General features: G+C 69.7%; 13 protein-coding genes. 5 read left to right on the plus strand and 8 right to left on the minus strand.

Annotated features, from left to right (window positions below; all coding sequences use genetic code 11):
* Positions 1-31: 31 nt before the first annotated feature.
* The gene (locus HH310_RS40325; protein ID WP_169181046.1) at positions 32-1,153 is read right to left on the minus strand and encodes a 5-methyltetrahydropteroyltriglutamate--homocysteine S-methyltransferase; all 1,122 of its coding nucleotides are present in this window, start codon (positions 1,151-1,153) and stop codon (positions 32-34) included.
* Positions 1,154-1,861: 708 nt separating this feature from the next.
* On the opposite strand from HH310_RS40325, the gene HH310_RS40330 reads away from it, so the two are divergent.
* Entirely contained in the window at positions 1,862-2,764 is a 903-nt protein-coding gene (locus HH310_RS40330) for a TIGR03619 family F420-dependent LLM class oxidoreductase (protein WP_169181047.1), read from the plus strand.
* A 9-nt stretch (positions 2,765-2,773) separates the two neighbouring features.
* On the opposite strand, the gene HH310_RS43380 is transcribed toward HH310_RS40330, so the two are convergent.
* Genes HH310_RS43380 through HH310_RS40345 form a run of 3 tightly spaced genes read right to left on the minus strand, consistent with a single transcriptional unit; the run spans position 2,774 to position 3,848 of the window.
* The gene (locus HH310_RS43380; RefSeq protein ID WP_211193249.1) at positions 2,774-3,277 is read right to left on the minus strand and encodes a hypothetical protein; all 504 of its coding nucleotides are present in this window, start codon (positions 3,275-3,277) and stop codon (positions 2,774-2,776) included.
* A gap of 32 nt (positions 3,278-3,309) precedes the next feature.
* Complete coding sequence (locus HH310_RS40340; protein WP_169181048.1) at positions 3,310-3,612, minus strand: hypothetical protein; 303 nt, start codon at positions 3,610-3,612, stop codon at positions 3,310-3,312.
* Positions 3,609-3,848 carry a hypothetical protein gene (locus HH310_RS40345; RefSeq protein ID WP_169181049.1) on the minus strand — a complete coding sequence of 80 codons (240 nt, stop codon included), beginning with the start codon at positions 3,846-3,848 and terminating at the stop codon, positions 3,609-3,611. The genes HH310_RS40340 and HH310_RS40345 overlap by 4 nt, the downstream gene beginning before the upstream one ends.
* Before the next feature lie 117 nt (positions 3,849-3,965).
* On the opposite strand from HH310_RS40345, the gene HH310_RS40350 reads away from it, so the two are divergent.
* Together HH310_RS40350 and HH310_RS40355 are read left to right on the plus strand one after the other, a co-directional pair.
* Positions 3,966-4,910 carry an RNA polymerase sigma-70 factor gene (locus HH310_RS40350; RefSeq protein WP_169181050.1) on the plus strand — a complete coding sequence of 315 codons (945 nt, stop codon included), beginning with the start codon at positions 3,966-3,968 and terminating at the stop codon, positions 4,908-4,910.
* A gap of 81 nt (positions 4,911-4,991) precedes the next feature.
* The gene (locus tag HH310_RS40355) at positions 4,992-6,161 is read left to right on the plus strand and encodes an NAD(P)/FAD-dependent oxidoreductase (RefSeq protein WP_169181051.1); all 1,170 of its coding nucleotides are present in this window, start codon (positions 4,992-4,994) and stop codon (positions 6,159-6,161) included.
* Between the two features lie 45 nt (positions 6,162-6,206).
* Here the strand turns inward: HH310_RS40355 and HH310_RS40360 are convergent, their stop codons facing one another.
* Positions 6,207-8,321, minus strand: a complete 2,115-nt coding sequence (locus HH310_RS40360; protein WP_169181052.1) for a galactose oxidase-like domain-containing protein — start codon at positions 8,319-8,321, stop codon at positions 6,207-6,209.
* 307 nt (positions 8,322-8,628) lie between these two features.
* Between HH310_RS40360 and HH310_RS40365 the strand changes: the two genes are divergently transcribed.
* Both HH310_RS40365 and HH310_RS40370 read left to right on the plus strand, forming a co-directional pair.
* Positions 8,629-9,615, plus strand: a complete 987-nt coding sequence (locus HH310_RS40365) for a helix-turn-helix domain-containing protein (protein WP_169181053.1) — start codon at positions 8,629-8,631, stop codon at positions 9,613-9,615.
* A gap of 39 nt (positions 9,616-9,654) precedes the next feature.
* Positions 9,655-11,040 (plus strand): aminotransferase class V-fold PLP-dependent enzyme, encoded by a 1,386-nt coding sequence (locus HH310_RS40370; protein WP_169181054.1) that lies wholly within the window; start codon positions 9,655-9,657, stop codon positions 11,038-11,040.
* Here HH310_RS40370 and HH310_RS40375 read toward each other — a convergent pair.
* Genes HH310_RS40375 through HH310_RS40385 form a run of 3 tightly spaced genes read right to left on the minus strand, consistent with a single transcriptional unit; the run spans position 10,996 to position 12,500 of the window.
* The gene (locus HH310_RS40375) at positions 10,996-11,616 is read right to left on the minus strand and encodes a dihydrofolate reductase family protein (protein ID WP_169181055.1); all 621 of its coding nucleotides are present in this window, start codon (positions 11,614-11,616) and stop codon (positions 10,996-10,998) included. The genes HH310_RS40370 and HH310_RS40375 overlap by 45 nt on opposite strands.
* Complete coding sequence (locus tag HH310_RS40380) at positions 11,616-12,098, minus strand: SRPBCC family protein (RefSeq protein ID WP_169181056.1); 483 nt, start codon at positions 12,096-12,098, stop codon at positions 11,616-11,618. The genes HH310_RS40375 and HH310_RS40380 overlap by 1 nt, the downstream gene beginning before the upstream one ends.
* A 3-nt stretch (positions 12,099-12,101) precedes the next feature.
* The gene (locus HH310_RS40385; RefSeq protein WP_169181057.1) at positions 12,102-12,500 is read right to left on the minus strand and encodes a helix-turn-helix transcriptional regulator; all 399 of its coding nucleotides are present in this window, start codon (positions 12,498-12,500) and stop codon (positions 12,102-12,104) included.
* Between the last annotated feature and the right edge of the window lie 496 nt (positions 12,501-12,996).

Consider the following 12,996-nt stretch of genomic DNA (forward strand, 5'->3'; position numbering starts at 1 on the left):
GAGCAATATTGATGTCGGGGCACCGCGCGGGTCAACCCCAGACTTCGGCCGCGGTCTCCGCGATCAGGCGCAGCTTGGCGACCTCTTGCTCGTACGACAACACGTTGCCCTCGACCGTGGACGAGAACCCGCACTGCGGCGACAGACATAACTGCTCCAGCGGTACGTACTTGGCCGCCTCGTCGATCCGCCGCTTCAGCGCGTCCTTCGACTCCAGTTCGCCCCGCTTCGTGGTGACCAGCCCGAGCACCACCTGCTTGCCCGGCGGCACGAACCGCAGCGGCGCGAACCCGCCGGACCGCTCGTCGTCGTACTCCAGGAAGAACCCGTCCACGGCCAGCTCACTGAACAACGCCTCGGCCACGAAGTCGTACCCGCCCTCGGCCGCCCACGACGACCGGAAGTTGCCCCGGCACATGTGCGTGGTGACGTTCAGCCCGGCCGGCCGGTCCGCGATCGCCGCGTTGATCTGCTTGATGTAGCGCAGATGCTGGTGCTCGGCGTCGTCGCCGCGCTCGGTGAGCAGCTTGCGCTGGTCCGGGTCGTTCAGGTACGCGAGGCTGGTGTCGTCGAGCTGCAGGTAACGGCAGCCCAGCGCGGCGACCCGGCGCACCTGCTCGGCGTACGCCGCGGACAGGTCGGCCCAGAACTGCTCCTCGTCGGGGTAGACGGCCGGGTCGATGGCCGCGCGGCCGCCGCGATAGTGCACCATGCTCGGCGACGGGATCGTCAGCTTGGCCGTGACGTCCGGCTCCACGGTCTGCGCCAGGAAGCTGAACGCGTCGCCGAAGATCGTCTCGGTCAACCGCACCGGCTCGTCGATGACCAGCGCCGCCGACTCGAAGTCGAGCTCGCCGTCCGCGTTGCGGAAATGCACCTGGATCTTCTCGTCGGTCCGGTGCACGCCGCCGAGCTGGTAGATGAAGTCCATGTGCCACGACGTACGCCGGAACTCGCCGTCGGTGGCCGAGCGTAACCCGACGTCGCGCTGCATCCGCACGACGTCGCGGATCGCCTCGTCCTCGATGACCCGCAACTCGTCGGCGGTGATCTCGTCCGCCGCACGCTGGGCGCGGGCCTTGAGCAGGTTCGGGGGGCGCAGCAGGCTGCCGACATGGTCGGCCCGGAAGGGTGGGGTGTCGCGAAGCGTCATCGATCCATCGAAACGTATCAGCCGCTCGATAGGAAGGGTCGCCGCAACCGGCAACCCGCAACCCGCAACCGCCGCCAAGATGCCCGGCGCCGCACGGGGTCTGCAGGTCGACGCGCGGCTCGTCCATCCATCCCACTATGTGGCGATCCCGGCCACATTCTGGATTTGGTCGAGACCTTGGAGAGTTACGCCCACATGCGAGCCCTAAGTATCCAAGGTCTACGAAACGTCAGAGAAGACGGCCGGCCAAAGGCGGACGAAAGCCGAGAAACGACGCTCCACTGTGGATATTATTCTCACCTTGTGGACCCACTGCCACCATGTGGTCGCCAATCCCGTACAACGGACGCGGATCCCACATGATGGCATTGCAGGGGGCGTTGCGGGGCCGCGGTGAGTGCCGGCATGGCTTCCGTGGCGCTTGCTTGCCGGGTCGACGGGTGTCACGCGACCCGCTCGGCGAAGCGCAGCAACGCCCGCCCCGCGCTGCGCCCCGGTCGCCGGCGCTATGAAACGACCTGGGCTGCCATCGGCGGAGCCGACCCGCCCAAGCGGCAAAGTCGACACGACCAGATGGCGCGGCAGCACGTCGACCGATGCCGAGACCTCCGACGCGAAAGGTCTCCAGAGCGGATCGGGGGCTGGCTCCCGGCGTACGGGAAATGACCGATAGTTTGTTTGTTGAGTGAACTATCGGAGGGTCAACAAATGAAGATCGGGTTCATGCTGCCGCACCTGCACGAGCAGGCGCACGAGGTGGGCCGCGTGGCGTACTTCGCGAACGAGGCCGAGAAGGCCGGCGCGGCCAGCCTGTGGGTGGGCGACCGGAACATGGCGGCCGTCCATCCGAAGATCGGCGCCGGCGGCCGGGGAAACACGATCCCCGTCGAGTACAACGGGCCCGCCGACCCGCTGATCGTCCTCGGCGTGGCGGCGAGCGCGACCACGACGGCGAAGCTGGGCACGCACGTGCAGATCGCGCCGCTGTACCCGCTGTTACAGCTGGCCCGCGCGTGGACCACCGTCGATCTCATGAGCCACGGACGCGCCATCGCGGGCCTGGGCGTGGGCTGGTCGCCGGAAGAGTACGAGGCGGCCGGGCTGGACTTCGCGACCCGCGGCGCCCGGCTCGACGAGATGCTCGACGCGCTCGACATCGTGTGGACCAAGGACCCCGCCGAATATCACGGAACGTACGTCGACCTGGCCCTGCATCACTCACCGTTGAAGCCGGTGCAGCGGCCGCGGCCGCCGATCTACCTCGGCGGGTCGGCCACCTCGGCGCTGAAGCGCACCGGGCGGCGCGCCGACGGCTGGCTGACGTTGTCGATGCTGCCCGGCTTCATGAACACCGAGCTGATCATGTCGCAGCGCCAGGTGGTCGACGAGGCCGCGCGCGTGGCCGGCCGCGACCCCGCGTCGATCGAGACGGTGATGCGCGTCAACGTGATGCCCGGGGTGGCGGTGCCGCAGGTCGCCGACGCCGTCAAGACGATGCACGCGGAGACGGGCATCGAGCACTTCGCGATCGAGACCATGTTCTGGGCGGACAAGGTGGACGCCGCCCTGGAGATGGTGCACGGCCTGATGCCGGTGGTGGCGCGGGGCTGAGGTGTCGTCTTACTCGGGGTCGTCGCGTTTGTCGACGTTCCGGAGAACGACCTCGTAGACGTGCTCGGGGGCGATGCCGTGCTTGCGGGCGATCCACTCGACGTCGTAGCCCTCGCCGTACTCGGCGACGATGGCGTCCTCGTCCAGCGGCGGCGGGGGCGCATAGCCCGGCGGGGCGTAACCGGGCGGCGGGGGCGCGTAACCCGGGGGCGCGTAACCCGGCGGGGCATAGCCCGGCGGCGGCCCCTGGTACGCCGGAGGTCCGTAATAGACCTGCCCGGGCGGCGGCGGCGCGTAGTAGTAATTCGGCGCGGGCGGCGGCGGGGCGTAGTAGTAACCCTGCGGCGGATATTGGACCGGCGGGCCCTGACTCGCGGGGCCGACCTCCCGCTCGATCACGGCGTAGACCTGCTCGACGGTGAGGCCGTACCGCAGGGCGATCCCCTCCACGTCGTGCCCGTCACCGAACTCGGCGACGATGCGATCCTCCCTGCTCGGATAACCCTCATCCACACGATCACGCTACCCGCCGCGACCGCGGCTTCTTACAGCCCCAGGTAGTTACGCAGTGCGTCGTCGACGCGTGACAGAGTGGTTCGGGATAGCCGGCCCACCCGCGCACCCACGTTGTCGGGGACCAGCGGACGTAACCGGGTGACATCGATAGTGCCGCGTACCGGGTCGGCCGGGGCTGCCGGCACCAGCGAGGGCGACGGCGGCGTCGGAGTGTCGGCGCCGAGGATGACCACGAAGGTGGCGCGGCGCGGGTTGTACGGCGCCGCGGACACTATGGCGATGCGGGTGCGGGCGTTGCCGATCGTGTACTCGTAGACGTCGCCTCGCGTCACGCGGCACCGAGGTCGTGCCGGTCGGTGGCGTCGAGTGCGGCAAGGACCGCCTGGTCGTCCGGCGGCAGGGAGGCCTCCCAGTCGGCGATCACGTCGACGTCGCCTCGTGCGGCCTCGTGCCGGATCGCCCGGTCCAGCCAGCGGCCGACGTCGAGTCCCTCGGCCTCGGCGCGGGAGCGGGCCAGCGGGATGCTGCCTTCGTCGAGCGTCAGCGAGGTCTTCGTGCGCACTACCATACCGCTGACCATACCGCCCAACGTGCGGCAGGGCTACCGGCAGGCCAATTCGAGGCGGCGCGCTACCAACCCGTCGCTCGATTTGAGCCGGGGACGCGCGTGGTTAACTATCGAGCCATGTCGGTCAGTGCGCGGGAGGTTGCGGTCTTCGAGGACTCCCGGCCCCGCCTGGAAGCGATCGCCTACCGCCTGCTGGGCTCGGCCACCGACGCCGAGGACGCCGTGCAGGACACGTTCCTGCGGTGGCACGCCGCCGACCGGGAGCACGTCGAGACGCCCGCGGCGTGGCTCACCAAAGTGCTCACGAACCTGTGCCTCAACCAGCTCACCTCGGCCCGCGCGCGGCGCGAGACGTACGTGGGGATGTGGCTTCCGGAGCCGCTGCTCGCCGGGGACCGGATGCTCGGGCCGCTGGACACGGCCGAGCAGCGCGAGTCGGTGTCGATGGCGGTGCTCACGCTGATGGAGCGGCTGTCGGCGAACGAGCGGGCGGTGTACGTGCTGCGCGAGGCGTTCGGATACTCGCACGCCGAGATCGCCGGGATTCTCGAGCTCACCGAGGTCAACTGCCAGCAGATCTACCGGCGCGCGAAGCAGCACCTCGCGGGGGCGCGGGCCCGCGCGGACGTGGACGAGTCGGCGGCGCGCGTGGTGGTCGAGGAGTTTCTCGCGGCGGCCACCGGTGGGGAGATCGAGCGGCTCGTCCGCCTGCTCACCGACGACGCGCAGAACATCGGGGACGGCGGCGGCAAGATCCCGGCGCGGACCACGCCGATCGTCGGGGCGCTGGCGGTGGCGCGGTTCCTGCGTGGGCTGTTCCGGCCCAGCCCGGCCAAGCGGAACGCGCTGGGCGGCACTCCGGCGATCTACGCCGAGGTCGCGAACGGCGGGCCGGCGGTGGTGGTCGTGATCGACGGCAACGTGGTCGGCGTGATGTGCCTGGAGATGACCGCCGGACGTGTCGCCGCGCTCCGCGTGCAGGTCAACCCCGACAAGCTCGTACGCGCGACGCGGCAGTGGCCCGGCTCCGGCCACGGGAAGCCGCTGATCGCCGCCTGGTGACCCAGCTCACAAACCGCTCCTGTCAGGGATCACCGCGCTCTCCGGTTCAGAAAGGGAAGTCACCGAGAGCGGAGTGAAACCATGAAGCATCGCATCGTCGTGCTCGGAGCCGGGTACTCCGGGGCCACCGCGGCCGGACGTCTCGCTGCGCGGCTCGATCCCGCCGACGTCGAGATCACCGTCGTCAACGCGGACCCCGAATTCGTCGAGCGGGTCCGCATGCACCAGCTCGCCACCGGGCAGCACCTCACGCGGCGCAGCCTTGCGGACATCTTCGCGGGCACCGGCGTACGGCTGAAATTGTCCGAGGTTGCCACCGTCGACGCCGAGCGCAAGAACGTCACGCTGAGCGACGGCGACATCTCCTACGACACCCTTGTGTACGCCCTCGGCAGCGCGGCGGCCGACCACGGCGTCCCGGGGGTGCGCGAGCACGCGTACGACCTGGCCGGCAAGCGCTCGGCGCTGCGGCTGCGCGAGCGTCTCGCCGAACTCGGCGCGGGGGAGTCCGTACTGGTCGTCGGCGGCGGGCTGACCGGCATCGAGGCGACCACCGAGATCGCCGAGGCCCGGCCGGACCTGCGCGTCGCGAACGCCACCGAGGGCGCCCCGGGCGACTGGCTGGACGCGAAGGCGCAGCGCCACCTGGGCGAGGTCCTGGACCGGCTCGGCGTCGCCGTGCACGCGAACACCGACATCGTACGGGTCGGCGAGGACGGCGCGGTCACCGGCGACGGACGGACGATCCCGGCCCGCGTGGTCGTGTGGACGGCCGGCTTCGCGGTGCACCCGATCGCCGCCGCGACCACCCTGAAGGTCGCCGGAACCGGGCAGATCGTCGTGGACCACACGATGCGCTCGGTGTCGCACCCGGACGTGTACGCGGTCGGCGACGCCGCGATCGCCGAGGGACCGGGCGGCAAGCCGCTGCGGATGTCCTGCGCCTCCGGCATGCCGATGGCGTGGCAGGCCGCCGACGCGATCGCCGCGCGGATGACCGGCCGCAAGATCCCGAAGGCCCCGCTGCGCTACTTCAACCAGTGCATCAGCCTGGGCCGCCGCGACGGGCTCATCCAGTACGTGACCGCCGACGACCGGCCCAAGCCGTACCTGCTCAAGGGCAAGCTGGCGGCGCACTACAAGGAGTTCGTCTGCAAGGGCGCGGCCTGGGGCATGGCGCACCCGATGCTGATGCTCCCGACGCGCCGCCGCCGGGTGGCGGGGCTCAGGCCCGACGCGGTGACGGCGTGACGGCTGTGGCGGCGCGTCGCGGACGCGCCGCCCAGGGTCGTGGGCCTACCACGTCCACCTCTGCAATGCGCTGCCGTTGCAGGTGGAGATGGTGATCGGCGCGCTCAGGGCCGTGGACGCGGCCGCCAGGCACAGCGTGGTGTGCGTGGTGACGCGGATCGTGCCGTCGGTGCCGAACTGCCATTTCTGCGCGTTGGAGTTGTTGCAGCTGAACGCCTGGATCCGCTGACCCGAGTTGAATTTGCTTCCCGGTACGTCGAGGCAGAGGCCGAGCACGCGCACCGAGCTGTCGTTGGGCAGCCGGGTCAGCGCCTGCGCCTTCGAGCCGTTGCAGGTGAACGACTGCGGCAGGGTGCCCGACTTGATGGCCGAGCCCGGCAGGTCGACGCACTTGGCGGCCGAGGTGTTGCGGACCGCGCTCATCAGCGGGTTCGGGCTGCGTCCGACCTGGACGATCTTCGCGACGGACGGGACCCCGTTGGCGTCGATCACGAAGAGCATGTAGTAGCCGGGCGGGGCCACGCCGCCGGTCGCCGGGCCGGTCGCGTTCAGCGTGGTGCCGGACGTCGTGAACCTCAGCGGGATGTAGCGCTGGCCCTGGTCCACGCCGTGCGTCACGTCGGCGAGCCCGACCAGGGCGACCTTGCGGACGCTCGCGGCCTGCGCCGAGGTGATCGTGAACGGGGTGTTGATGCCGACGGTGGCCGGTGCCGTGGTGATGACCGGGCGGTCGGCCAGGTCCCGGCTGCCGTCCTTCTTGTAGAGGTACGGCGGGGTGAAGTACTCGATGTTCTTCTCGAGATAGCCGGCCGTCACGCAGGCGCCGCAGATCCCGCCGCCGCCGGTCATGACCCGCCCGTCGGGCAGCAGCGCGGCGGTCGAGTGGTACTGCCGGATGCGGCCCGCGCCGGCGAGCACCGTCCACTTGCCGGTGGCCGGGTCCCAGCGCTCCGCCGCCGTCGCGGCGTGTTTCAGGTCGACGAGGTTGTTGGTGGCCGCGCTGGTCAGGCCGCCGGTCGCCAGGACCGAGCCGTCGGCCAGCAGGGTCGCGTTGAGCTGCCGCCGGCCGATCGACATCGAGCCGGTGGCGGCGACGCCCGGGGCCTGGGACCCGTAGGCGCCGGCGCTCAGCACGACGGCCGTCTTGGTGGGGACGTTCGTCGCGCCACCCTCGGTGATCTTGCCGCCGCCGACGACCAGGGTCTTGCCGGCGTCGTACGTGGAGAAACTGCCGTAGTCCCGGGCGATCGCGTCCCGGGTGAAGGTCGCCGTGATCACGCCGTTGCCGGCCGAGTTGACCGTGTACCCGGTGGTCAGCGGGCCGAAGAAGCCGAGCTGGGTGTCCGGCCGCGAGCCCATCGACGCGTACAGCCGGGCGTTGTATTTCGTGAAGCCGGTCAGCGGCCGCAGGGCGCCGTTCGCCTGGTACACCTCGGCGGTGGCCGGGCCGCCGCCGACGATGACCGCCTCGCCGTTGGCCATCTCGGCGACCGCCGGGTACCACCGCGCGGCGGCCATGTCCTTGCCGCGCGTCCAGGTCTCGGTCTGCCAGTTGAAGATGTGCGTCTGCACGGTGCCGGCCAGCTGCTGGTTGGCGTTTCCGCCGGCCACCAGGATGTTGCCGTTCGGCAGGTGCGCGAAGCCGGCGCAGAAGAGGTTCGAGCCCTGCACGTCGACCCGCTTGGACGTGTTGTCCGCGGGGTTCCAGACCATGGCCCGGGTGAAGCTCTGATCCGGGTACGACTCGGCCGCGTTGTCGCCGACCGAGTCCCAGATCAGCACCTTGCCGTTGGGCAGCACCGCCTCGAACACCGGGACGACCGGGGTGTTGATCACCGAGCTCCAGGAGCCCCGCACCGCGGGGTTGTCGGCCACGTTGCCCCGGTGTGTCGGTCCCGGGACGCCGGGCCGTTGCCCGGTCTCGCGCCCGATCCGGGTCGCGACCTGGGCCGTCTCCTTCTCGATCGTGCTCATCGGCGTGCCGACGAGGTCTTCCTTCATGTGCTCGAGGTCGTCCTCGTCGCCGTCGGCACCGTGCTGGTGGACGTGCGCCGGCGCGGCGTCCGCCTTCGCGGCGGTGCTGACCGAGCTTGTCGCGGACGTGGCGAACAGGGCCAATGCGGACAGTAGTCCGGAAATGACGACACCGCGTCTACGCATGAAATGGAGTCCCTTCACCGAAAACACAAAGCAGGTGACCATCGGCACACGCGGCGATGGCTCGATGAGGATGATGGCCCCCGTGGCCCCACCCGTCTTATGTGGCGGGTGCCCGCCACGTTAGTCCTCCACTAAGGCGCCAATCAATGTCTCGTCGGGTCGCTGACACTGGCCGAACGGCCGACCCACCGGTACGTGACAACATTCCGCTAATCAAGCAGTTGTCCGGTCCTTGTCATTTCGGCACGGCGTATCGGCGTACTCTCAAAAATCTCTCTCCCTGGTGGAGGAGCCTGGTGGAGGAGCAATGAGCACGCTTGTCACCACCGCCGATGTCGACGCGGCCGACCGGTTCGACTTCATCCGCGAGCTGACCGCCACGATGTGGGTCCCGATGGAGTGCGGTGGCTGGTGCCCGCCGGACTATCGCGGCGAGTTCCGGGCCAGCGGCCTCGGTCCGCTGCAGGTGGTGGTGCTGGACATCATGCCGATCACGGTGCGCCGCACCACCGAGTTGATCGCGCAGGCCGACCCCGACATGCTGAAACTGTTCCTCGTCTGCGCCGGCGGCTCCTCGGTGGTCGATCAGGACGGCCGGCAGGCGCGGTTGTCCGCGGGGGAGTTCACGTTCTACGACACCCGCCGGCCGTACGAGGTCCACTGCGGTACCGGCGACGAGCCGACCCGGCTGATGACGTTCATGTTCCCGCCGGCGCTGCTGCCGCTGTCGCCGAGCGCGCGCCGGCGCCTCACCGCGGTGCCGATCCCGGCGACCGCCGGAATCGGCGATCTGACCAGCCAGTTCCTGCTGCGGCTGGCGCGCAACATCGAGCACTGCACCCCGGCCGAGGCGGCGCGGGTGTCCACCGCGGCGCTCGAGGTGCTGGCGACGCGGCTGGCCCGGGAGTTGGACGCCGGCTCGTGGGGGACGGCCGAGGACCGCCGGCACGCCCTGCTGGTCACCGTCCAGGGCTTCGTCCAGCAGCACCTCGGCGACCCGCGGCTGACGCCGGCCGGGATCGCGGCGCAGCACCACATGTCGTTGCGGTCGTTGCACCAGCTCTTTCACGACGAAGGACTGACGGTGGCCGGCTGGATCCGCGCGCGGCGCCTGGAACGCTGCCGGCGCGACCTGGCCGACCCGAGCCTGGACGCGCGGCCGGTCGCGGCGGTCGCGGCCCGATGGGGGTTCACCAGCGCGGCCGACTTCAGCAAGGTGTTCCGGTCCGCGCACGGGGTGCCGCCGGCCGAGTACCGCAGGTTCGCACGCGTTGCCAACACGTCTGCGTCCTGACCCAACGACCCGCGGGGTGGATGGCGCGACGCTGGCCGGGTGGACATCGAACGGATCCGTGCGCATTTCTCGTTCCCGCAGGCCGGGCGGATCGCGCTGAACAACGCGGCGAGCACGCAGCCGCCCCGCGAACTCGTGGAGCTTTATCGGTCGCTGGCGCCCGGCTATGAGAACGTGCACCGCGGTCAATCCACCGCGTCCCGGGAGATGACCGGGCTCTTCGAGGAGGCGTACCGGACGATCGCAAGCTTTTTGTCGGCGCCGGGGCCGGAGACGATCGCGCTTTACCGCAATACGACCGAGGCCATCAACGCGGTGATGTATTCGCTGCTGACCGAGTTCCGCGACGGCGACAACGTGGTGACGACGTCGCTGGAGCACAACTCGAATTACGTGCCGTGGCACGCGATGTGCCGGCGGATCCTGCCGCGGCTCGGGCGGCGCGTGGAATATCGGCTGGCCCGGTTCGACCCGGTTACCGGCGAGCTGGATCTCGCGCATCTCGCGTCGCTGATCGACCATCGGACCAAGCTCGTGTGTTGCACGGGTGCGTCAAATTTCCTCGGTACGCGTCCCCCGCTCACCCGGATCCGTCAGCTCGCGAACGCCGGCGGATACGTGCAGCCGACCGGTTCGGTAGGGGCGTATCTGCTGGTGGATGCGGCTCAATTGGTGCCGGGGGCGTACGTGGATGTGCGGGCCCTGGACGTTGATTATCTGGCGTTCTCGTTCCACAAGATGCTGGCGCCGTTCGGGATCGGGGTGTTGTACGGCAAGGCGCATTTGCTCGCGTCCGCGCTGCCGTTTCTGTACGGCGGTGACATGATCGCGCAGGGGCGGGTGTTCGCGGATCGGGTCGAATTCAACGCGCTGCCGTGGAAATACGCGGCCGGGACCCCGAATATTCTCGGCACCATCGTTTCCGCTCAGGCGTTGCGTTTTCTGGTGGATCTGGTGTCGCCCGGCTCTGGGTATTTCTGGACAAATCGGGCGTTCGCGCCTAGGGTGGTCCGCGCGGCGATGGACCGGGTCAACGGGTGGAACAGGATGCTGACCGCCCGGGCGCTGGCGGGGCTGGCCACGATCGACGGGATCACGATCTACGGGCCGCGGGATGCGGGGCGGCGGACGTCGCTGGTCGCGTTCAACCTGGCCGGTCGCGATCCGGTCGGCGTGGCCTCGGCGCTGAACCGGGCCGGGGTGGAGGCGCGGGCCGGGTGCCATTGCGCGACGCTGGCGCACCACGCGCTGGGGCTGGACCCGCCCGCGTCGTGCCGGCTGAGCTTCTATCTCTACAACACGCCGGACGAAGTGGACCGGGCGGTCGCGGCCGTGGGGGCGATCGCGTCGGCTCCTTCACTGTCCGGCGTGCTGTCTCGTCTACCGTCGGTGCAGGGAGTAGGTCAGGTGCGTCACTCGCGGTGACGACTCCGAGCTCACCGGCTTCAGGGCGACCCGGGAGGCGTCCACGCCCTCGAACAGGCGGATCCCGGAGCCGAACAGCACCGGCGACACCGCGACCGAGAACTCGTCGACCAGGCCGGCGTTGACGTACTGCAGGATCGTCGCGCCGCCACCCGCGATGCGGACGTCCCGGTCCCCGGCGGCCTCGCGAGCCCGGTCGAGCGCGGCCTCGACACCGTCGGTGACGAAGTGGAACGTCGTGGCGCCGGGCCGCTCCCAGGGGTCACGCTTGGTGTGCGTCACGACGAACACCGGCGTGTGGAACGGCGCCTCGTCCGGCCACGCCTGCTCGCCGGCGTCGAACATGCGCCTGCCCATCACGCTGGCGCCGGTGCGCTCGAACGTCTTCCGCGCGATGTCGTTGTCGCGCCCCTCCTCGCCGCCGGCGCCGAGCTTCAGGTTCTCCCGGAAGAACCGCAACGGGAAGATCCACCGCTGCAGCTCCATCCACTGCCGTCCCATCAGGTCGTCGACGGACTCGGGGGCGATGAAACCGTCCAGCGACATCGACACGCTGAAGAACACTTTGCCGGCCATCAGCGGCCCTCCTTCATCTCCGCGACGTACGCCGCGAGGTTGCCCAGTGTCTGCTCGCCGCCCTCGATCGCGTGGTATTTCTCGACGGCCTGGTCGCGCAGTTCCTTCGTGGGGAAGACGGTGCGCATCTCGATCCGGGTGGCGGCGCCCTCGGCCGCGAACGCCAGCGCCGACTCGAAGGCGTTCGGGTCATCGCGGGACTCACCGTGCAGCAGCGCGATCCGCTCCGGCACGACGATCTCGGTCCAGGTGATCCACTCGGGAAAGTCGGTGCCGTCCGGCCCGTGCATCACGAAGACCCACTCCCCGCCGACGTGGAACTCGAAGGAGCGCGTGCTGGTGGTGAACCCCGCCGGGCCCCACCATCGCGACAGGTGCCGCACCTCGGTGAACGCCTCGAACACCAGCTCCCGCGGCCCGTCGATGAGCCGGGCGATCACGATCTCCCGCTCGGCCCCCGTTTCTTGCCGTGCCCCCGCCATCGTTCATTCCTCTCGCCGTGCCCGATTCGCGCCTTGCCGCGCCTGTTCCGGGTCCTGGGAATCCGCGCCCTGCCGTGCCTGCTTCAGGTCCCGCACGTAGGCGTCCAGCCGGTCGAAACTCTCGGCCCAGAACCGCTCGAACCCGCCGACCCACTCGTGGACCGGCCGCAGCCCGCGCGCGTCCAGCCCGTAGAGGCGCTGCTTACCCGCCTTGCGGTCGCGCACCAGCCCCACCTCGCGCAGCACCCGCAGATGCTTCGACGCCTGCGGCATGCTCATCCCCAGCTCCTGAGCCAGGTCGCTCACCGGCCACTCACCCGAGCGCAGCAGCGCCAGAATGTCCCGGCGCTGCGGCTCGGCGATCGCGTTGAACGCGTCCGAGGTCGTCGCTGCTCGTGCCACGCCACCCACCATATTTTCCTATATAGGAAAACGTCAAGCGGGTGTCGGCCGTACCTCTCCGGGGCGGCGACGTTTCTCCCATGGCGGCCTGCTCCCCAGACGGAACGATCCGAGGTTCTAGACGAGTAAGTCCTAAGCCGAGTCAGCGACCGTGGGCGAGTCAGCCGCCGCGCGGGCACGATCTCGCGGCGGCCGCGTAGGCGAGTCAGCGACCTGATCGCCGTCCGTCCGCCAGCCCTCGCCACCCCTCTCGCATATCCGACATTTCCCGAGATTTATCGGATCGGCTGGGCCGCTGGACAGGCGGGCTCGGCGCGCGGCCGCGCGACGCTTCCATTCCGTGAGACGGGTGACCGCCTACTGAGACCCGCGCCCGCATCATGGACCCACCGTCCGCGATGTGGGACCAACGTCCATTGTAGATAACGCGTTCGTCACATTATGAGGCTTTCGTCCGTCAGATTTTTCCGGCCGAATGTGAACCTTGGAGAGTTAT

Origin of the sequence: Actinoplanes sp. TBRC 11911 (genome assembly GCF_012933445.1) — a bacterium.
GTDB lineage: Bacteria > Actinomycetota > Actinomycetes > Mycobacteriales > Micromonosporaceae > Actinoplanes.

What these genes read in the sequence shown, in the direction of transcription:
- HH310_RS40380 (WP_169181056.1), bottom strand. Translation starts at nt 12,098, where the DNA reads ATGGCGGGGGCACGGCAAGAAACGGGGGCCGAGCGGGAGATCGTGATC.
- HH310_RS40360 (WP_169181052.1), bottom strand. Translation starts at nt 8,321, where the DNA reads ATGCGTAGACGCGGTGTCGTCATTTCCGGACTACTGTCCGCATTGGCC.
- HH310_RS40375 (WP_169181055.1), bottom strand. Translation starts at nt 11,616, where the DNA reads ATGGCCGGCAAAGTGTTCTTCAGCGTGTCGATGTCGCTGGACGGTTTC.
- HH310_RS40350 (WP_169181050.1), top strand. Translation starts at nt 3,966, where the DNA reads ATGTCGGTCAGTGCGCGGGAGGTTGCGGTCTTCGAGGACTCCCGGCCC.
- HH310_RS40365 (WP_169181053.1), top strand. Translation starts at nt 8,629, where the DNA reads ATGAGCACGCTTGTCACCACCGCCGATGTCGACGCGGCCGACCGGTTC.
- HH310_RS40355 (WP_169181051.1), top strand. Translation starts at nt 4,992, where the DNA reads ATGAAGCATCGCATCGTCGTGCTCGGAGCCGGGTACTCCGGGGCCACC.
- HH310_RS40325 (WP_169181046.1), bottom strand. Translation starts at nt 1,153, where the DNA reads ATGACGCTTCGCGACACCCCACCCTTCCGGGCCGACCATGTCGGCAGC.
- HH310_RS40345 (WP_169181049.1), bottom strand. Translation starts at nt 3,848, where the DNA reads ATGGTAGTGCGCACGAAGACCTCGCTGACGCTCGACGAAGGCAGCATC.
- HH310_RS40330 (WP_169181047.1), top strand. Translation starts at nt 1,862, where the DNA reads ATGAAGATCGGGTTCATGCTGCCGCACCTGCACGAGCAGGCGCACGAG.